Origin of the sequence: Pseudomonas sp. UBA6323, from assembly GCF_002439135.1 — a bacterium.
GTDB lineage: Bacteria > Pseudomonadota > Gammaproteobacteria > Pseudomonadales > Pseudomonadaceae > Aquipseudomonas.
On the sequence record NZ_DJSX01000004.1, the window covers coordinates 1 to 18,324 of the forward strand.

An 18,324-nucleotide genomic window follows, 5' to 3' on the forward strand; every position below is an offset into this window, starting at 1 on the left:
GCTAAAGCCCCTCCCACGATTTCGCCCGCTCCACGGAACGAACATGCATTTATTACGCACCCAACCCGGCGCTCAGCTGCCGGCCGATAGCATCGCCGACCTTGGCCAGACCCCGGCCGAGCTGGTGATCCTGTGCACGGGCGATTCGCACCTGTCGTTGCTGGCCGAAGCAGCCCGACAACTGCCGGAGAACTACCCCAGCCTGCGCCTGGCCAGCCCGGCGCAACTGAGTAACAACGCCTCGGTGGATTACTACGTCGAGCAGGTGCTGCAGCATGCCAAGGTCATCCTGATCTCCGTGCATGGCGGGGTGAGCTACTGGCGCTACGGCGTCGAACGCCTGGTTGAGCTGGGTGCGCGCGGCGCCACGGTGATCATGGTGCCGGGCGACGATAAACCCGACCCGGAGTTGAATGCCCTCGGCAACGTCGGTGAAGAAGACAGCCAGCGCCTCTGGCAGTACCTGCGTCAGGGCGGCTTGGAAAATGCCCGCCAGTTGTTCCGCTGCATCGGCAGCCGCTGGCTGGGGCGTGACGATGCCTGGCAGGAGCCGCAAGCGCTGCCGCGCGTCGGCCTTTATTATCCGCAGCACAGCCCGGCCACGCTGGCCGACTGGCGTGCGCAGTGGCAGCCTGATGCGCCCGTGGTGGCGCTGCTGTTCTACCGCAACCATGTGCAATCGGCGAACACCGCCTTTGTCGATACCTTCTGCGAGCATCTCGTTCGTCAGGGCCTCAACCCGCTGCCGATTGCCGTGGCCAGCCTCAAGGAGGCGGCCTGCCTGGATCAGGTGCAGGCCTGGTTGGACGAGACGAGCGTCGCGCTGATCATCAATACCACCGGCTTCGCCCTGTCCAATCCCGAGGCGCCGCAGGCTCGGGTGTTCCGTCGCGATATCCCGGTGCTGCAGGCCATCTGCTCGCTGGACAACAAGGCGCAGTGGCAGGCCAGCGCCCAGGGTCTGGGCTCGCGTGACCTGGCCATGCATGTGGTGCTGCCGGAGCTGGATGGTCGGCTGATCGGCACCGCCATCAGCTTCAAGGGCCTGGCCTGGCGCAGCGAGCGTAGCCAGAGCGATGTGGTGTGCTATCAGGCCCATGAGTCGGGCATGGCTTATGTCGCGGAACTGGCGCGTAACTGGTGCCATTTGGCGCTCAAAAGCAACGATCAGAAGCGAATCGGCCTGATCCTGGCCAACTACCCGACCCGCGATGGCCGCATCGGCAATGGCGTGGGCCTGGATACGCCGGCCGCCGCGCTGAATATCCTGCAGGCGCTGCAACAGCAGGGCTACCCGGTGCATAAGCTGCCGGACAGCGGCACCGCCCTTGTCCACAGCCTGCTCGGCGGCGTCACTAACGATCTGGATGGCCTGGATACGCGGCCCTGTGCGCAAAGTCTGGCACTGGATGATTATCTGACGTTTTTCCACAGCCTGCCGCCGGCCAACCAGCAGGCGGTGCGCGAACGTTGGGGCGAGCCGCAGCAGGACCCCATGTTCCGCAGCAGGCGGATGATGGTCGCCGGGTTGCGCTTCGGCCTGTGCTTCGTCGGCATCCAGCCGGCGCGCGGTTATCAGCTCGACGCGGCGGCGGTGTATCACGACCCCGATCTGGTGCCGCCGCACGGCTATATCGCCTTCTACGCCTGGCTGCGCACGGCCTTCGCCGCCGATGCGCTGATCCACGTCGGCAAGCACGGCAACCTGGAGTGGTTGCCGGGCAAGAGCGTCGGCCTGTCCGAGGGCTGCTGGCCGCAGGCGCTGATCGGCCCGCTGCCGAATATCTATCCCTTTATCGTCAACGACCCGGGCGAGGGCGCGCAGGCCAAGCGGCGCACCCAGGCAGTGATCATCGACCACCTGATGCCGCCTTTGACCCGTGCCGAAAGCTATGGCCCGCTGCGCGATCTGGAGCGCCTGGCCGACGAATACTATGACGCCAGCCAGCTCGACCAGCGCCGCGCCGTGGAGCTGCGTGGCGAAATCCTGGCCAAGGTGCGCGAGGCCAGCCTCGATCGCGAGCTGGGTCTGCAACTCAACGACGACGGCGACAGCTGGCTGCCGCAGCTCGATGCCTACCTGTGCGACCTCAAGGAATCGCAGATACGCGATGGCCTGCATGTTTTCGGTGAGTCGCCGGCCGGGCAACTGCGCCGCGACACCCTGCTGGCGCTGCTACGCATTCCCCGTGGCGATGGCCAGGGCGCCAACGCCAGCCTGTTACGTGTGCTGGCCCGTGGCCTGGAACTGAATCTCGACCCGCTCGATTGCGATATGGGCCAGCCCTGGCAAGGGCTGCGTCCCCAGGCGTTGCAGGCTGTGGATAACAGTCTGTGGCGCACCGTCGGTGATACCCGCGAGCGCCTGGAGCTGCTGGCGCTGGGGCTGATTGAGCGGCGTCTGGCCGGCGAGCGCATCGACGCCTTCGGCGCCGAGGTGGCGCTGATCCTTGATGGTCTGGCCGAGCATATCGCGCCGTTGCTGGATGCCTGTGGCGACGCCGAAACGGGCGGCCTGCTGGCGGCACTGGAAGGGCGCTTCGTACCCGCCGGGCCGAGCGGTGCGCCGAGTCGCGGGCGCCTCGATGTACTGCCCACCGGGCGCAACTTCTTTACCGTCGATGTGCGCCATCTGCCCACACCGACTGCCTGGCGCCTCGGCTTGCAGGCAGCGGATCGCCTGCTGGAGCGCCATCTGCAGGATGAAGGCGACCACCTGCGCCAGCTCGGCCTGTCGGTGTGGGGCACGGCGACCATGCGCACCGGCGGCGACGATATCGCCCAGGCTCTGGCACTGATGGGTGTGCGGCCGGTGTGGCAGCCGGGCAGCCAGCGCGTCGAGCGCTTCGAGGTACTGCCGTTGGAAAAGCTTGGTCGACCCCGGGTGGATGTCACCCTGCGCGTCTCGGGCTTCTTCCGCGATGCCTTCAGCAATCTGATTCGCCTGTTCGACGACGCCGTGCAGGCAGTGATCGAGCTGGATGAGCCGGAAGACATGAACCCGCTGTCGGCGCGGGTCTGGCGCGAGTCGCTGGCGCTCAAGGATGGTGGTCTGGATGAAGCCGAAGCGCGGCGCCAGGCCGGCTGGCGGGTGTTCGGCGCCAAGCCGGGCGCCTATGGCGCCGGGGTACAGAACGCCATCGAGGAGCGCCTGTGGCAAAGCCGTGCGGATCTCGCCGAGGTCTACCTCAACTGGGGCGGCTACGCCTACGGCAGCGGCGCCGAGGGTGCGCCGGCCCGGCAGCGCTTCGTCGAACGCCTGGAGCAGATGCAGGCGGTGCTGCACAACCAGGACAACCGCGAACACGACATCCTCGATTCCAACGACTACTACCAGTTTCAGGGTGGCATGCTGGCGGCGGTGGAAACCCTGCGCGGGCTCAAGGTGGCCAGCTATCACGGCGACAACAGCCAGCCGGATACGCCGCGTATTCGCACCTTGAAAGAAGAGCTCAATCGTGTGGTGCGTGCCCGCGCCGCCAACCCCAAGTGGATCGAAGGCATGAAGCGCCACGGCTACAAGGGCGCCTTCGAGCTGGCCGCGACCATCGACTACCTGTTCGCCTTCGACGCCACCAGCGAGCTGGTCGATGACCACCAATATGCACTGCTGACCGATGCCTACCTGCTGGATCGCGATACCCGCGACTTTATCCAGCAGCACAACCCCGGCGCCCTCAACGATATCCTCGAACGCCTGCTGGAAGCCCAGCAGCGCGGCCTGTGGGAGAATCCCGGCGAGTATCGCGAAGCGCTGGAAAACCTACTGCTCGATAGCGAGGAAAGCTGATGCGCGCGCTTTTTTCCCCCTCTCCCATTTATGGGAGAGGGGTCGGGGGAGAGGGTTCATCCGGCACCGCCGAGCCCGTAGGGTGGGTTAGCCGCCTGTCGCGGTTGCCGGTCAACTCGTTGAAGCGGCTGCGGCGTAACCCACCGTCGGCGCCACACGGTATATCGCCTGGTGGGTTACGCGGCGCTCTACGTTTTTCTGCATATACAAGGCCGGCGTTCTGCGCCGCTAACCCACCCTACGGTTGCGATGCCCCCATTGTAGGAGGCGCTTCAGCGACGACATGCTCGCGGCTAAAGCCCCTCCCACAAAAGTCAGGTGCGACCGCTCACCTCCGCGGATCACTGCCATGACCGAACATCACTTTCCCCTCGCTGCTGTGGTCGGCGCCGATTCGCTGAAGCTGGCGCTGTGCCTGGCGGCCATCGATCCGGCTATCGGCGGCGTGCTGATCGAGGGCCCGCGCGGCATGGCAAAGTCCACCCTGGCCCGTGGCCTGGCCGATCTGCTGGAGGGCGGTCGCTTCGTCACCCTGCCGCTGGGCGCGAGCGAGGAGCGCATCGTCGGCACGCTGGATCTGGACGCGGCCCTCGGCGAGGGCCGGGCGCAGTTTTCCCCCGGCCTGCTGGCGCGTGCCGATGGCGGCGTGCTGTATGTCGATGAGGTCAACCTGCTGCCGGATCATCTGGTCGACCTGCTGCTCGATGCCGCTGCCAGCGGGGTCAACCATGTCGAGCGTGACGGCATCTCCCATCGCCACACCGCGCGCTTCGTGCTGATCGGCACCATGAACGCCGAGGAAGGTGAGCTGCGCCCGCAACTGCTCGACCGTTTTGGCCTCAACCTGGCCCTCGATGGCCAGCCGCAGCCGGCCGAGCGCGCCGAGATCGTGCGTCGCCGGCTGGCGTTCGATGCTGATCCCGCCGCTTTCCTGCAACGCTGGCAGGATGAGCAGGATGCCCTGGCGATGCGTTGTCAGAATGCCCGCCAGCACCTGGCCGATATCCCGCTGGATGACGCCGCCTTGGGCGAGATCAGCCAGCGCTGCTTCGCTGCCGGCGTCGATGGTCTGCGCGCCGACCTGGTCTGGCTGCGCGCGGCCCGCGCCCATGCCGCCTGGCGTGGCGCGGCGGCTATCGAGCCTGTGGATATCGACGCGGTGGAGGACTTCGTTCTGCGCCATCGACGTAGTCAGCAACAACCGCCGGCTGCCACGCCGCCCGAGCAGAGCCAGGCGCCGCAGCTGGCGCAGGAACAGAGCCAGGGCGAAGGCCAGGGGGGCGAGCTGCCGGCGCAGCCACAGGCCATGGGCGAGCGGCGGGTGCCGCCGCGTTGGCCAAAAAAGCTCTGAGCATCCGCCCGCGCACAGCCACTGGCGCGGATGCCCGTAACCGGCCTGGACGACTCGGCGGCGGCCTGCGTGGCGCTGCACGAGCTGGCGTGGCCGGACGTATCGACTGGCCGGCGACTTTGCGCCAGGGCCGGCCGCAACGCCGCGAACAGCTCGTATTGCGCCCGCGCAGCCAGCAGGCCGAAGAGCTATGGCTGGTGCTGGTGGATGCCTCCGCCTCCACCCGCCGCCATGGTGCGCTGAGCCGGGCCAAGGGCGTGCTCGCCGAAGTCTTCGACAGCGCCTACCGTCAGCGCGCGCGCCTGGCCGTTTTGCAGGCCGGTGGCCGTGAAGCGCAATGGCTGTGGCAGGGACGCAAGGCCAGCGCCGAGCTGCATCGCTGGCTTCACGAATTGGGCGCCGGTGGCGGTACGCCGCTGCTCGACGCGCTGCGCCAGGCCGGCGACTGGCTGTTGCGTCGGCAACGAGCGAAACCGAGCGAACGGCAGCGTCTGTTGATTCTCACCGACGGTCGCTTGCGTGACCTGCCGTTACTGGCGCCGCTGCCATGCCCAACTCTGCTGCTCGATACCGAGCGCGCGCCCATCCGCCTGGGCCGCGCGCGCCAGCTGGCGCAGGCGTTACAGGCCGACTACCAACATATCGACGATCTGGCGCCGAGCGCGCCGGGTCGCACCTGGAGAACCCCATGAAAACCCTGCTGCTGGTCGGCATCGGCGCCGGCGACCCGGACTACATCACCTACCAGGCGATCAAGGCGCTGCGACGCAGCGACGTGATCTTCCTGATGGACAAGGGGGCGGCCAAGCACAAGCTCAATGCCCTGCGTCGCGAAATCTGTACACGTTTCCTTGAGGGCCACACACCGCGTTTCGCCGAAGGCATGCAACCGGAGCGCGAACGCGAGGCTGCCGACTACCGCGCCAGCGTCGACGAACTCAACCGTGACAAGCAGGCGGTGTTCGAGCAACTGATCGACGAGCAGATGGCCGATGGCGAGACGGCGGCCTTCATGGTCTGGGGCGACCCGTCGCTGTACGACAGCAGCATCCGCATCATCGAGGCCATCGCCGCGCGCCGTAGCGACTTCGTCTATGACGTGATCCCCGGTATCACCAGCCTGCAGGCGCTGACCGCACGCCACCGCATCCCGCTCAACAGCATCGGCCGCGCCGTGGAAATCACCACCGGCCGCCTGTTCGCCGAAGGCTGGCCGCAAGGCGTGGACAGCGTGGCGGTAATGCTCGATGCCAAGGACACCTACCGCCGCTTCGTCGGCCAGGGCCTGACCATCTACTGGGGCGCCTACGTCGGTACTGCCGACGAAATCCTCATCGCCGGGCCGCTGGACGAGGTGGCCGAGCGCATCGTCACGACCCGTGCCGAAGCGCGGGAGCGTAATGGATGGATCATGGACAGCTATTTGTTGAGGAAGGAAGGTTCGGGATAGTTGTGGCTATCGAAATGGTGGACAAGAAGAGAGTTGTCCACCCACGCGTTACTCGTGTTTTGAGTCGGCCTGCAGCGATTTTTCCATCATGATGGTGCGTTCCGGGCCATGGAACTCGTCGCGAATTTTCCGATAGCCCATGCTGGCGTAAAAGCCTTCTGCGGTCAGCGATGACGGCACCAACAGCCGGGAAATACCGGCGTTCAGCGCCTCGGTATGGATCGTCTCCATTAGCTTGCGACCCACTCCGCTGCCCTGATGGCCGGGCTCGACGAAGACCGTTCTGACAACCTCGCCGTCGAGGCTGGCGGTGGCGATCAGATCGTCTTGTATCAAGGCGACGAAAACCTTGCGCTTGTTGAGCAATACAGCCACAGCTTCGGGTGTGAAGCTTTTCTCGACCTGGGCGATCACCTCAGCTGGATAGTCCTGAGCGTTCGACTCGTGTAACGCGGTGATCACTATACGGCTGATCGCCGCCGCATCCTCCTTCGTCGCAAGCCTGATCCTGCAGTCCATGCTGTTCTCGTTCTGTCGTCGGTCAACGATCCAATCGTCCTTAACGTATTTCCATTCCTTGAGCCCGGAAGGCCTTTTCCAGGTCGGGAATATCTTCACGAGCAAGTATCTGCTGGGCGTGGTGCTCTTCCTTCAACTCGAACAGCCTGAGTATCAAGGTGGCGAGTAGTGTGTCCCGGTCCTCCAGGTTTGAGTTGCCCATAGCGAAATCGACAGCTTCGTCGAAGCAGCGCTTATCTATTAATGACTCAAGATGCTCGAGTAATTCTTGCATGCTGTACCACGCTGCCTGGACTCGGATGAGCCCGAACAGGCAGAACAGTGCAAAGCCGGTCATGGCCAGCCCCAGGCCCAGCAGTAAGCCTCCTTCACCACTATCTCCCGCTAACCGCGCAGATGTTGGACGGTACGGGAGGTATTGGACGAACATCGTTTTGGGAAGTACACCTAAGCCAGCTCTGTAGCTGGTTAGGCCGCGCGCGCCGAAAACCACCTGTTCGCCGTCTGCTGTGGTGAACAGAATGTCATAGCAGTACTCATGTCCGAAGCGCGTGCCGTTGCTGCAGGTGGACTCATTGACGACCTGACCCAAGGTGATCACCCCATGCTGCCCAAACTCTCCGTTCTGGGCCACTTCATCGCTGTACAGGATCAAAAAGAAGACACCGCCTGCGGCTATGGCGATTAATGTGACGACCACCCAGAACTCCAATGTTCCTACGAGTCCTTTACTGCAGCTTGCGCGCACTGCACTGCGAATAGCGCGCCAGTACCTCAAGATCTGGTCCATCAGTCGTCCTTGCCTCCAGGCTCATCCTGTCCTTCTATAAGGCGTTTTCTACGAGCTCACCGCCTTACAACCAACTCCAGGACAGTCCGGTATACACCCCAAACCCTTCCCCGGGCGTGGAGCGCGCTACATCCGCGCCGTTGTCGTTATAGCCCGGTGTAACGGTGGCGGCATAGCGTTTGTCGGTCAGGTTGCGCAGGTCGAGCCAGGCTTGCCAGTCGTCTTTCGGCGAGGCGTAGCCGAGGGTGGCGCCGAAGGTGGCGTAGGCATCGGCGTAATAGGAGTTGGCGTAGTCCACCGCGACCTTGGAGGCGTACTGGGTGTTGACGCCTGCGTAGAAACCGCTCGGGTGGTCGTAGCGCAGCTCGGCCTGGTAGTAGTGGCGCGGCAGGCCAGGCAGGCGGTTGTCGCCGAAGGCGTCATCGTCGCGGTAATGGAAGTCGCTGAAGGTGTAGGCCTGGCGCAGGCTCAGGGCGCCAGCGGCGCCGCCTTGCCACAGCGGGCTGGTCAGGCCGGCTTCGATGCCCTGATGTACGGTGGGGCTGGCGTTGGATTCGGCGAATACGTTGGGCTCGATCTCGACGGTGAGCAGCTCGTGGCGTACCTGCGAGTAGTAGTAGGTCAGCTCCCACTGGCCCAGTGCGGACTCGCCTCGGCCGCCGACCTCGAAGGTGATGGCGGTCTGGTTGTCCATGGAGATCGGCGCCCGTTGGCGGGACGCGTACGGTTGGTTATTGGCCGGGAAGCGCAGTGGCGAGCTCCAGATCATTGACCAGGCATGCGGTGGCTCCACCGAGCGGCTGATATTGCCGAATAGCTGTGCTTCGGGATTGAGTTGGTAGCGCAGGCCGATACGTGGAGCGTAGTCCCAGGTGTGCTCGCTGAGCCTGTCGTCGGTGGACGGCCAGGTCACTTCGGCTTCACGGCGGGTGTAGATCAGCGCCAGACCGCTGGTCAGCCACAGATTGGGCGTCAGTTCCAGCTCGTTGCCGATGTGCAGCACGCTGTCCGAGCCCAGGTGCTCATAGGCACGCATCAGAGTGCCGGCCGGGTAGGGGGTGCCGTTGACGTCAATCGGCAGCGCCGCGGTTTCCTTGGATTTGCTGCTCGGCAGGTTGGTGGTGTTGCGCAGTCCAAGGGTAGTCACGCTGTTCAGGCCGAACAAAGTGTGCCCGCGCATGTAGTTCAGAGTGCCGCTGATATCGCTGTAGTCCACGCGGATACGGTAGGCGCCGCCGCGATAGGCGGTCTCGGTGATATCCATGGGGTAGTGGTGATAGGCCAGGCCGGCGACCAGGGTGGAGTCGTCGTCGATGCGCCAGGTGGTCTTGTTGGCCAGCCAGGTGCTGCCGGGCTGGTCGCGGTAGGCGTCGATACGCAGGTTGTTGGCGGCTGCGGCGCGCGGGTCATGCTCGATCTGCGCTTTGGTCAGGCGACCCGGTACTTCATGCTCGGTCTCTCGATAGCGCAGGTAAAAGCGCGTTTCCAGATTCTCGTTGAGTCGGTAGCCGAAGTTGGCGGCGAGGCCTTTGCCCTTGCCTGAGGAATGATCCTGATAGCCGTCGGTTTCGCTATCGGTCAGGGCCAGGTAGTAGTCGAAATCGCCCAGCACCTGGCCGGAGGCGATGCTGCGTTTCTGGTAGCCACGGCTGCCGGTTTCATAGCGCAGTTGCAGCTTGGGCGCGGTGTAGCCGGTGTGGGTGATGTAGTCGATGGCGCCGCCCAGGGCCAGCGAGCCACGCTCGAAGCCATTGGCGCCACGCAGCACCTCAGCGCGACTTATCCACAAGGGTTCCAGCAGTTCGTAAGGTGTGCCGCCGGGGCCGGTCAGTGGCAGGCTGTCGAGCATGATATGTGTGCCGGAAGCATGCGAGCCGGGGCCACGGTTGATCCCCGAGCCACGCACGCTGATCTTCACGCCTTCGTTGCCGGGCGACTGCGCGTAGACGCCCGGCTGGTAGGCCAGCACGTCGGCGATACCGGCCACGCGACCCTGTTCGACCTTGGCCATGTCCACCAGGTTGGTGGCGCCGGGGACCTGCTCCAGCGCCTCGCGCGCAGCTTCCTCTTCGCTCATCTGCACGCCGCTGACTTGCAGCGGGTCGAGCTGCACCGGCTCATCGGCGAAAGCGCTCTGGGCGCTCAGGCAGGCGAGCGCCAGCAGGGTAAGGCGGGCAGGTCGGCGGGAAAGCGGCAGGGGCGGCATGCAAGGGCTCCGTTGAGCGGGCGGCGACTCTGTCTGATGGAGGTCGCGAGGTGTGGGTCACGGTCAAGCCGCCAGCCGACGCAATCAGTGTGCTTGACCAGGGGCGCGCCCTGATGCGGGCATCGATCAGCAGTGCCAGTGGCTATCCCCAGGCTTGACCGGCCTGCATGCTCTGGCTCATCAGATGGGCATGACGGCGATGGTGTGCTTATGAGTCTGCGAGTCGCTGCCGATTGCAGCAGGACGGGGGCGCCTTGGCAGTCTGCGCGGCAGACTGTGTACAGGACTGCGCCAGGTGGCGCAAGGCGCACGCCGCTGTGGGGGATGCTGTGCCGCCGGCAGACGAACCGTAAGCCGGCGGCTCAGGGTCAGGCGGGTGTGAAGAACCCGGTGATCGCCGCGTGCGCGCTGGCACGGGCTTCGCTCAGGGCAGGTTCGCCACGGGCAGTGCCTTCGACGCAGAAAAAGTGCAGGTCGCGCAGGCCCACGGTTGCCAGCGCGGCCTGCAGGTAGGGACGCAGAAAGTCCGGTTGGCGCGCGTGCTCGCCGCTGATCAGGCCGCCCGAGGCGATCGCCACGTACACCGGGCGGTCGCGCAGCAGGCCGACCTTGCCTTGCGGTGTGCCGTTGAAGGTCACGTGGATGCGCACGATGTGGTCGATCCAGGCCTTGAGCGCAGACGGCACCGTGTAGTTGTGCATCGGCGTGGCGATCAGCAGCATGTCGGCGTCGTCGAGCTGGCGGATCAGCTCGGCGGAACGCTGCAGCGTGCTCCCCGCTTCGGCCTGCACCGCACCGGGCGCCGAGGCAAGCGCCACCGCGTAGGCGCTGTCGGCATGCGGCAGGTCGTTGAGGTCGATATCCTGCACCGCGAGCGAATGGCGGGCGGCCAGGCCGTCAAGCACCTGCTGCGACAGGCGCAGGCTTTCCGAATCGGCGCCGCGTGAGCTGGCGATGAGGCGAAGGATGCGAAGGGGAGTGCTCATGCTGACGTTCCTCTGCTGAAGCTGGCCTCAGGCCAGGTTGGCCTTTTCCAGCCCGTACAGCTTGTCGGCGGAGCCGGGCACGTTGCGGAAGGCCACGCTGAGGCGGTTCCAGCCGTTGATGGCAACCACCAGGAACGACAGGTCGGCCAGCTCCTGCTCGGAGAACTGCTCGAGCACGCTGGCGTAGATGGCGTCCGATACGCCGTGCGGCGACAGCTGGGTCAGGGCCTCGGTCCACTCCAGGGCGGCGCGCTCACGGGCCGAGAACAGCGGCGACTCGCGCCACACGGCAACGTGGTGCAGACGCAGTTCGCGTTCTCCGTGGATCTTGGCTTCCTTGACGTGCATGTCCACGCAGAAGGCGCAGCCGTTGAGTTGCGAGGCACGCAGGGTGACCAGGTGAGCCAGTTCGGTGAGGAACGGCGTCTTGTTCAGCAGGGTGGAGAATTCCGCGTACTTGCTGGCGGTCTTGGGAGAAAGTTTGAAGTAGTCGAGACGCTGGCTCATGGTTTTCATCCGTATCCGAGTTGAGAAGAAACCGATGCCTCTCTGCTGTCGGCAGAACTACCCTGGCCCGGTGGAGATGAATGTACGCACCAGTGGCTTAACCACATAGATCCATTATTGGCGTTTTCGACTGGTCCACTTTGCGTGAATGTGCCAGTCGTCATTCGGCCAAGGCGATACTCGGATGAGGATGGCTTGCGGCCTCGGCGCCGCAAGCCTGGATGAAAGCCGTACTCAGGCCGGCTGGTAGTTCAGTGGGCGCTTCGACGTTTCCGGCAGCGCCAGGCCGCCGGCGAGGGCAATCAGGGCGATGACGATCAGGTAGTAGGCCGGTGACATGCGGTCGCCGGTCTGCTCGATCAGCCAGGTGGCGACCAGCGGCGCGGTGCCACCGAAGATGGTGTAGGCCAGGTTGTAGGTGAAGGCCGAGGCGGTGTAGCGCACCCGGGTCGGGAACTGCTCGGACAGCAGCACGGCGGTGACCACCCCGCAGATCACCGCGCCGATCGCCAGCAGCATGGCGCCCAGCGCCGAGGGCAGCAGCGCGCCGGAGGTGGCCAGGGTAAAGGCTGGGTACACCGCAACGATCAGCGCGACCCCGGCGGTCAGGATGGTGCAGCGGCGGCCAACGCGATCCGAATAGCGTCCAACCAGGGGGCACAGCAGCGCAGCGAAGATCAGCGCCACCAGGCTGGCCAGCAAGGCGGTCGAGCGTGCCGCACCACCGACCACCTGCATGTAGGTGGTGAGATAGGTGGTGAACATGTAGAACGACAGCGCCGTGGCGGAAATGAATGCGCCCAGGCAGGCGATGGTGGCGCCGTGCAGGCGCAGGGTTTCCTTCAGCGGCGAATGCTCCGGCGCAGGTTCGGCTGCCATTGCCTTGAACGCCGGCGACTCGTCCAGGCGCAGGCGCATGTACAGCCCCACCAGGCCCAGCGGCGCCGCGATGAGGAAGGGCAGGCGCCAGCCCCAGGCCTGCATCTGCTCGCTGCTGATGATCTGGTCGAGGCCGAACACCAAGCCGGCCGCGGAGGCGAAGGCGAGGAAAGTCGACACCGGCACGAAGCTGCCGTAACGGGCCTTCTGTTCGGTGGGTGCGTGCTCCATGACGAAGGCACAGGCGCCGGCGTACTCGCCACCGGCGGAGAAACCCTGCAGGCAGCGCGCCAGCGCCAGCAGCAGCGGGGCGAGCAGGCCGATGCTGGCGTAGGTCGGCAGCAGGCCGATCAGTGTGGTGGCGCCGGCCATCAGCAGCACGGTGATCGACAGCACGCGCTTGCGCCCGATGCGGTCGCCGAGGATGCCGAAGAAGATCCCGCCCAGCGGACGCAGGGCGAACGACACGGCGAACACCGCGAAGGTTTGCAGCAGCGCCAGAGTCGGATTGCCCGGTGGGAAGAACAGCGAGGCGATGGTCACGGCGAGGAAGCCGTAGACGGCGAAGTCGAACCACTCGACGAAGTTGCCGATGGCCGAGGCGGCGATGACCTTGTGCAAGGTGGCCGGGCTGACTTGCTGACCCCTGTGGATGGCATTCATGCGGCGCTCCTGATCCCTGATTCAGACGGTTTCAGGCAGGTTACGGAGCCATGGCGCGCCTGAGGGCTTCGCAGACGACGGTGGCGTTGCCGTGAGCGACGCCTCTGCAGCCTCAGCGCGCCAACGGCAGTGCGATGCCGATCAGCACGAAGAGCACCCCGCAACTGCGATTGAAGGCGCGACCGCCGCGCTGCAGCCAGGGCCGCACCCGAAAGGCCAGCAGCGCCAGTAGCAGCTCGACGAGAAACTCGACCACGGCGAAGGTGGCAGCCATCACCACGAACTGCACCGCCAGGCCGCGCTGCGGGTCGAGGAATTGCGGCAGGAAGGCGCCGTAGAACAGGATCACCTTGGGGTTGGACAGCGCCGACAGCAGGCCCTGGCGAAACAGCCGGCCGGCGCTGGGGCGGGCGCCGCTATCGGCCAGCGTGAGGTTCATCGGTGGCGAGCGCCATAGCTGCACGCCCAGCCAGATCAGGTAGGCGCCGCCGATCCACTTGAGTGCCAGCAGCGCGGTGGGAGCGGTCTTGAGCAGGGCACTGAGACCGAACATGGCCAGGGCGATCAGCACGCTGAAACCCACCACACCACCGAGGATGGTGGCCAGCGCCATGCGCGCGCCGTAGAGCCCGCCGTGGGTCAGCGCCAGCAGGCTGTTGGGGCCTGGCGTCAGCGCCAGGCCGAGGGTAGCGACGAAGTAGACGAGCCAGAGTTCGACGGCCATGTGGGTCTCCTGAGAATGCGCGGCCAGTCTAATCAGCAGCAGGGGCTGGATTGAGGTAAATTCTGGTCATATAACAGTCGATTCTGGACTATGCATGAGCGAAAACCCCGATCTGCGTTTCCTTCTGCTGCCGCTGCCGGAGTTCGCCCTGCTGCCGTTCGGTGGCTTTCTCGACAAGCTGCGTTTCAGCGCCGATGACGAGGACTACAGCCGCCAGCGCTACTGCGCCTGGACGATTCTCGGCCTGCAGCCGGGGCATGTGTCGTCGAGCAGCGGTGCGGCGTTGCGAATCGAGGTCACGCCGGAGGAACTCGATCTGGCCGACTACGACTATCTGGTGCTGTTCGGCGGGCGCAGCGCACAGGCCACGGCGGCGCTGGCGCCGGCCTACCGTCCCTTGTTGCGGCGCGCCGTGCGCGCTGGCGTGAAGCTGGCTGCGATCGACAATGCGAGCTTTCTGCTGGCGTCCTGTGGCCTGCTCGATGGCCATCGGGTTGCGCTGCACTGGCGTCACGAGGCGGAGTTTCGTGCCAGCTTCCCGCGCCTGCGTCTGGCGCGCGAGCGTCTGTACAGCATCGAGTCCGAACGGATTTCCTGTGCCGGGGGCACGGCGGCCATCGACCTGGCGGTGGAACTGCTGGCGCATGGCTGTGGCCGGGCACGGGCGCTCAAGGGCCTGGCCGATATGCTGGTGGACGAGACGCGTAGCGGCCAGCACGCGCTGCGCTCGCTGCAGGGCACTTCCAGCGGCGAGCGCCACGTCGATCGTGCCATCGCTCTGATGCGCCAGGGTCTGGCCAGCGCCGAGGGCATCGAACGACTGGCGGCCAGCGTGGGTATCAGCCGTCGTCAACTCGACCGCCTGTTTCACGCCCGTCAGGGCATGAGCGCGCGCGAGTACTGGAACGAGCTGCGCCTGCAGCACGTGCGCTGGCGCCTGCTCAATTCCAGCCACAGCCTGGCGCAGATCGCCGACGAGGTCGGCGCCAGTGATGCCAGCCACCTGGGCAAGCTGTTCCGCCAGCGTTTCGGTACCACACCCGGGGCGATGCGCCGCCAAGCCAAACCCACGGCGTAGGAGCGGCTTCAACCACGAAGCTGTGACAGCAACGGCAACCACACCGAGGCCAGCAGCAACAGGGCCATGCAGCGGTTGAACAGCAGCAACCGCGACGGTTGCCGCAGCAAGCGCGTGCTGCCGATGCCGAGCAGGCCCCAGGCCAGCAGGCAGGGCGTGGACACCAGCAGAAACAGCGTCGCGTAGCTCGCCACCGCGCCGAACGAGGCCCGGCCGTCGAGGAAGATCGCGGTGACCGACACGGTCATCAGCCATGTTTTGGGGTTTATCAGTTGCAGGCCGGCCCCCTGGATGAAGCCCTGACGCTGGTCGACCCCTTGCTCGTGCAGATCGGTCGCGTCACGGCGCATCAGCTTGCAGGCCATCCAGCTGATCCAGATCGCGCCGGCCCAGGTCATCGCTATCTGCAGCAGCGGTGCACGGGCCAGCAGTTCACCCAGGCCCAGGCCGACCAAAAGCAGCATCAGGCTGGCACTCAGGCTGGCGCCGACCGCGATGGCCAGGGCGATTGACAGGCCGAAGCGGGCGGCACTGCCGAGGATCAGCAAGTTGGTCGGCCCTGGCGTGATCGAGGCCGCCGAGGCGAAGAGGATGAAGGGCAGCCACTGGTTCATGGCCGGCCTCGGGTGGCGGTGAATGGCATCGGCAATCGCTCCATATCGAATATGGCGCGATTGTCCGGCTGCCGATTCAGCGGTCTTGAAGCTTTGTGCAGAGGTTGCGGTAGGCGCCTGGGGTCAGGCCATTGGCGCGGCGGAACCAACGCCCCAGGTGGCTCTGATCGGCAAAACCCAGGTCACTGGCGACCTGCGCCGGTGCCGTGCCGAGGGCCAGCAGACGGCGGGCGCGCACCAGACGCAGCTGGATCAGGTAGCCATGCGGAGCGATGCCGAAGGCCGCCTTGAACGCGCGGCTGAGGCGAAAGCGGTCGACGCCGCAGACCCGTGCCAGTTCGTCGAGGCCGATGTTCTCGTGAAAGTGTGCGTGCAGGTACTCGCGGGCACGCAGCGCCACGCTGGGAATCTGCGGGTTGCCCGGCAGGCGCTGGCGCCAGTGCAGGCTGCGCGAGATGCGTTCGAGCAGCGCATCCAGCGCGGCGTCGCGCACCATGCGCGGCTCGTCGTCGTTCAGCGCTTGCAGGGCATTGGCGATGCACGGCAGTAGGCCGGGGTCGTCCGGCTGGGTGCGCGGTACGCCGGGCAGGCAATCGCTGGGCGCCTGTTCGAACAGCGCCGGCAGCGCGCGCTGCAGCCAGGCCGGCTCGAGATAGAGCGTGGAGTAGGTGAAACCGCCCGGCGCTGGCGCATGCCCGTCGTGAATGTCGCCGGGTTCGAGGAAGAAGGTCTGCCCCGGCACGCTGCTGAACAGCGCACGGCGGCAGTGAAATTGCTGCACACCCTGTTCGGTGAAACCGATCAGGTAGCTGTCGTGCCAGTGCGGGTCGTAGGCGTGGCCCTCGAAATGCGCACGGATCACCTCGATGCCGGTATCGGCATCCTGCTTGAGGTCGACCCATGACTGCGCGTTCATCGCCTGTTGCCTATCGCTGCTGTGGACCGATGAGCTTAGCGCGTTCGGCGCGCAGGCCTAGAAGGTTTGTGCAGCTGGTGAAAAGCTCGCGGACAAGTCCGCTCCCACAATTCCAGCGGCACTCTGTGGGAGCGAACTTGTCCGCGAGCTTTTTTCTCCAACATACCCCTACAGTTCGGGATACCAGCGCGGCGTATACACCCACTCGCCGCCATCGGCACGGGGGAAGCGACGGGTCTGGCTGGAGCCGATGATCACCAGGGTGCGCATGTCGACCATCTCCGGGGTCAGCTCGCCGAGGGTAAGGCTGCGCAGGGCTTCGGCGGGGCGGCCGATATCGCGGCCGAGCACTACCAGGGTCTGCGGTTCGCGATGTTGGCGCAGCAACTCCAGGGCGCGGCCGAGCTGCCAGGGGCGCGCTCTGGAGATCGGGTTGTAGAAGGCCATGGCCAGATCCGCTGCGGCGGCATGCTCCAGGCGTTTTTCGATCACCGCCCAGGGCTTGAGGTTGTCGGACAGCGAGATCAGGCAGAAGTCATGGCCCAGCGGCGCGCCGGCCTTGGCCGCAGTGGCCAGGGCGGCGGAGACGCCTGGCAGCACCTCCAGTTCGACGCCGCGCCAGGTCTCGCTTTGCGGGCTTTCCAGCGCTTCCATCACGGCGGCGGCCATGGCGAATACGCCGGGATCGCCGGAGGAAATCATCACCACGCGGCGGCCGCTGGCGGCCAGTTCGAAGGCGTGGGCGGCGCGCTGCAGCTCCTCGCGGTTATCGCTGGGGTGCAGGCATTGATCGGCACGCAGCGGGCCGGCCATCTTCACGTAGGTGTCGTAGCCGAGCAGGTCTTCAGCCTCGTCGAGGGCACGGCGCACGGCGGGGGTCATATGCTCGGCGGCACCGGGTCCGAGGCCGACCACGCTAAGGCGGCCACGGCGCTGGCCGAGGCGCTCGATATCCAGCGGCCGCTCGCCCAACAGCAGGCGCAGGCCGTCGCCGATATGGTGCTCGGGCGGCAGTTCGCTGGTGTTGTGGATAAAGCGCAGCGGCAGGCTCAGTGCCTGCGCTGCCGCGTGCAAGTCAGCGTTGGCCATCAAGCTTTTATCCGCGATCAGGCACGCCAGCGCCTGCGGCGCCAGGTTGGCGGCGCTGAGTGCCTGCTGCAGGTGCGCCGGCAGGTCGGCGCCGGGGCGTTCGATCAGCGCGGCGGCGCAGCGCGGGTGGATCAGCAATTCGTCCGGTTGCGCCGGGCGCGCCTGCGCGGTGACGTGGATGACCCTGCGGGCGGTGTTATCCACAGGCAGTTGCGTCGTCTCCAGCCAGGGTGCCTGGCCGTCGATGCGTACCGTTTCGCCACCGAGCAGGTCGCTGACGAAGCGCTTGCCTTGCTGCAGGTCGGCCAGCGCGTAGCCGGCAGGCGGCTCCAGCAGGCAGGTGCCGAAGCGCAGCTCGCCGCTGGTGGTGATGGCTGGCGTGACGTCCAGGTGCGCGGCGATCTCGCGGGCCAGGCGGTTGACCCCAGCCAGGCCACCGAGCAGCGGCACCACGGCGCTACCGTCTTCGGCCAGGGCCAGCACCGCCGGCTCGGCGCCCTTTTCCGCCAGCAGTGCGGCGAGGCTGCGGATGACGATGCCGGCGGCGCACAGCGCCACGAGCGGCTGGCCGGCGCGATACAGCGCGCGCAGGTGCTCACCAAATTCATCGTAGTGATGATCGGCGCCATCGGCGCGGCCGCGCAAGCCATGGATCACGGCCTGTGGATAAAGCGCCTTGAGGCGTTGTGCAGTGGCCAGCGCGCTGGCGCCGAGGATGACGATGTTCATACGGTAAATCCTGTAGATCCTATGTTCGGCCGC

15 protein-coding genes are annotated in these 18,324 nt (G+C 65.9%); 5 read left to right on the forward strand and 10 right to left on the reverse strand.

What is annotated here, in order from left to right:
* Positions 1-43: 43 nt before the first annotated feature.
* The 4 genes from cobN to cobF all read left to right on the forward strand — a co-directional run bounded on the left by cobN (position 44) and on the right by cobF (position 6,591).
* Complete coding sequence (gene cobN / locus B3P22_RS00955; RefSeq protein WP_296269521.1) at positions 44-3,790, forward strand: cobaltochelatase subunit CobN; 3,747 nt, start codon at positions 44-46, stop codon at positions 3,788-3,790.
* Between the two features lie 349 nt (positions 3,791-4,139).
* Positions 4,140-5,141, forward strand: a complete 1,002-nt coding sequence (locus B3P22_RS00960; RefSeq protein WP_296269522.1) for an ATP-binding protein — start codon at positions 4,140-4,142, stop codon at positions 5,139-5,141.
* A complete protein-coding gene (locus tag B3P22_RS00965) occupies positions 5,123-5,833 on the forward strand; it encodes a vWA domain-containing protein (RefSeq protein WP_296269523.1) in 711 nt (236 codons plus the stop codon). Before B3P22_RS00960 ends, B3P22_RS00965 begins: the two co-directional genes overlap by 19 nt.
* Positions 5,830-6,591 (forward strand): precorrin-6A synthase (deacetylating), encoded by a 762-nt coding sequence (gene cobF, locus B3P22_RS00970; RefSeq protein WP_296269524.1) that lies wholly within the window; start codon positions 5,830-5,832, stop codon positions 6,589-6,591. Before B3P22_RS00965 ends, cobF begins: the two co-directional genes overlap by 4 nt.
* A 48-nt stretch (positions 6,592-6,639) precedes the next feature.
* Here cobF and B3P22_RS00975 read toward each other — a convergent pair whose 3' ends face one another.
* The 7 genes from B3P22_RS00975 to B3P22_RS01005 all read right to left on the reverse strand — a co-directional run bounded on the left by B3P22_RS00975 (position 6,640) and on the right by B3P22_RS01005 (position 13,865).
* Entirely contained in the window at positions 6,640-7,110 is a 471-nt protein-coding gene (locus tag B3P22_RS00975; RefSeq protein WP_296269525.1) for a GNAT family N-acetyltransferase, read from the reverse strand.
* Positions 7,111-7,150: 40 nt separating this feature from the next.
* Positions 7,151-7,900 (reverse strand): hypothetical protein, encoded by a 750-nt coding sequence (locus B3P22_RS00980; protein ID WP_296269526.1) that lies wholly within the window; start codon positions 7,898-7,900, stop codon positions 7,151-7,153.
* Between the two features lie 64 nt (positions 7,901-7,964).
* Positions 7,965-10,106, reverse strand: a complete 2,142-nt coding sequence (locus B3P22_RS00985; RefSeq protein ID WP_296269527.1) for a TonB-dependent receptor domain-containing protein — start codon at positions 10,104-10,106, stop codon at positions 7,965-7,967.
* 368 nt (positions 10,107-10,474) lie between these two features.
* Positions 10,475-11,092 carry an FMN-dependent NADH-azoreductase gene (locus B3P22_RS00990; RefSeq protein ID WP_296269528.1) on the reverse strand — a complete coding sequence of 206 codons (618 nt, stop codon included), beginning with the start codon at positions 11,090-11,092 and terminating at the stop codon, positions 10,475-10,477.
* A 27-nt stretch (positions 11,093-11,119) separates the two neighbouring features.
* A complete protein-coding gene (locus B3P22_RS00995) occupies positions 11,120-11,599 on the reverse strand; it encodes a carboxymuconolactone decarboxylase family protein (protein WP_197858670.1) in 480 nt (159 codons plus the stop codon).
* A 234-nt stretch (positions 11,600-11,833) separates the two neighbouring features.
* Complete coding sequence (locus tag B3P22_RS01000; RefSeq protein ID WP_296269529.1) at positions 11,834-13,141, reverse strand: MFS transporter; 1,308 nt, start codon at positions 13,139-13,141, stop codon at positions 11,834-11,836.
* 112 nt (positions 13,142-13,253) lie between these two features.
* Complete coding sequence (locus B3P22_RS01005) at positions 13,254-13,865, reverse strand: LysE family translocator (RefSeq protein ID WP_161864299.1); 612 nt, start codon at positions 13,863-13,865, stop codon at positions 13,254-13,256.
* A 94-nt stretch (positions 13,866-13,959) separates the two neighbouring features.
* Between B3P22_RS01005 and B3P22_RS01010 the strand changes: the two genes are divergently transcribed.
* Positions 13,960-14,943, forward strand: a complete 984-nt coding sequence (locus tag B3P22_RS01010; RefSeq protein WP_296269530.1) for a GlxA family transcriptional regulator — start codon at positions 13,960-13,962, stop codon at positions 14,941-14,943.
* An 8-nt stretch (positions 14,944-14,951) separates the two neighbouring features.
* On the opposite strand, the gene B3P22_RS01015 is transcribed toward B3P22_RS01010, so the two are convergent.
* From B3P22_RS01015 to cobJ, 3 genes are all read right to left on the reverse strand, one after another.
* Positions 14,952-15,557: a LysE family translocator gene (locus tag B3P22_RS01015; RefSeq protein ID WP_296269531.1), complete on the reverse strand. Its 606-nt coding sequence runs from the start codon at positions 15,555-15,557 to the stop codon at positions 14,952-14,954.
* Positions 15,558-15,633: 76 nt separating this feature from the next.
* Positions 15,634-16,473: an AraC family transcriptional regulator gene (locus B3P22_RS01020; protein ID WP_296269532.1), complete on the reverse strand. Its 840-nt coding sequence runs from the start codon at positions 16,471-16,473 to the stop codon at positions 15,634-15,636.
* Between the two features lie 168 nt (positions 16,474-16,641).
* A complete protein-coding gene (cobJ, locus tag B3P22_RS01025; protein WP_296269533.1) occupies positions 16,642-18,291 on the reverse strand; it encodes a precorrin-3B C(17)-methyltransferase in 1,650 nt (549 codons plus the stop codon).
* Positions 18,292-18,324: the final 33 nt, after the last annotated feature.

Coding starts and splice junctions, on each gene's coding strand:
- B3P22_RS01010 (WP_296269530.1), top strand. CDS start 13,960: ATGAGCGAAAACCCCGATCTGCGTTTCCTTCTGCTGCCGCTGCCGGAG.
- B3P22_RS00985 (WP_296269527.1), bottom strand. CDS start 10,106: ATGCCGCCCCTGCCGCTTTCCCGCCGACCTGCCCGCCTTACCCTGCTG.
- cobN (WP_296269521.1), top strand. CDS start 44: ATGCATTTATTACGCACCCAACCCGGCGCTCAGCTGCCGGCCGATAGC.
- B3P22_RS01020 (WP_296269532.1), bottom strand. CDS start 16,473: ATGAACGCGCAGTCATGGGTCGACCTCAAGCAGGATGCCGATACCGGC.
- B3P22_RS00960 (WP_296269522.1), top strand. CDS start 4,140: ATGACCGAACATCACTTTCCCCTCGCTGCTGTGGTCGGCGCCGATTCG.
- B3P22_RS01015 (WP_296269531.1), bottom strand. CDS start 15,557: ATGAACCAGTGGCTGCCCTTCATCCTCTTCGCCTCGGCGGCCTCGATC.
- B3P22_RS00990 (WP_296269528.1), bottom strand. CDS start 11,092: ATGAGCACTCCCCTTCGCATCCTTCGCCTCATCGCCAGCTCACGCGGC.
- cobJ (WP_296269533.1), bottom strand. CDS start 18,291: ATGAACATCGTCATCCTCGGCGCCAGCGCGCTGGCCACTGCACAACGC.
- B3P22_RS01000 (WP_296269529.1), bottom strand. CDS start 13,141: ATGAATGCCATCCACAGGGGTCAGCAAGTCAGCCCGGCCACCTTGCAC.
- B3P22_RS00995 (WP_197858670.1), bottom strand. CDS start 11,599: ATGAGCCAGCGTCTCGACTACTTCAAACTTTCTCCCAAGACCGCCAGC.
- cobF (WP_296269524.1), top strand. CDS start 5,830: ATGAAAACCCTGCTGCTGGTCGGCATCGGCGCCGGCGACCCGGACTAC.
- B3P22_RS01005 (WP_161864299.1), bottom strand. CDS start 13,865: ATGGCCGTCGAACTCTGGCTCGTCTACTTCGTCGCTACCCTCGGCCTG.
- B3P22_RS00980 (WP_296269526.1), bottom strand. CDS start 7,900: ATGGACCAGATCTTGAGGTACTGGCGCGCTATTCGCAGTGCAGTGCGC.
- B3P22_RS00975 (WP_296269525.1), bottom strand. CDS start 7,110: ATGGACTGCAGGATCAGGCTTGCGACGAAGGAGGATGCGGCGGCGATC.